This is a genomic window from Segatella buccae ATCC 33574 (assembly GCF_000184945.1).
Classification (GTDB): domain Bacteria; phylum Bacteroidota; class Bacteroidia; order Bacteroidales; family Bacteroidaceae; genus Prevotella; species Prevotella buccae.
Map to the genome: position 1 here is coordinate 1 of NZ_GL586327.1, position 601 is coordinate 601.

At 50.4% G+C, this 601-nt stretch carries 1 pseudogene; it reads left to right on the forward strand.

Annotation, left to right across the window (positions count from 1 at the left end):
* Positions 1 to 601: pseudogene (locus HMPREF6485_RS14200) on the forward strand (hypothetical protein); the annotation flags it as partial.

Below are 601 nucleotides of genomic sequence, written 5' to 3' on the forward strand. Positions count from 1 at the left end.
TCCGCGGCGCATCCAGTTCACCAACGGCAATGTGACAAAATATGTCTACACGCCCGACGGACGGAAGCTGCGCACCATACACCATACGGACATGCCCAACATCAAAGTGGAGGTCGGACAAGTCCACCCGCTCACAGCCGGCGAAATCCTTAGCTCTGACTCCATTGACTATATGATGGGCGGAAAACTCATCACCAAAAATGGCAGGATAGACAAATACCTGTTTGAGGGCGGCTATTGTCAAGCTATCGGTGGCCAAACTCATCTTGCACATCCCCCACTCATCATGTGGGATGATGAGGATTCTAATCCTAGCCCATCCGATTATGAACAATGGCGGAAAACATTTGAATCTTGGGAAGCAGCCATGAAGGCGGAACGGGAAAGAGACCAATTTCTGTTTTACTATTATAATCGTGACCATCTGGGCAATATCCGCGAGGTGGTGGATGACAATGGAAACGTGGTTCAGGTGAACAACTACTATCCGTTCGGCTCTCCCTACTGCGACACGTCGGCTTCCAAGGCCCCGGAGCTGCAACCTTACAAGTATAACGGCAAAGAACTTGACCTGATGCACGGCCTGAACACCTACGACTAT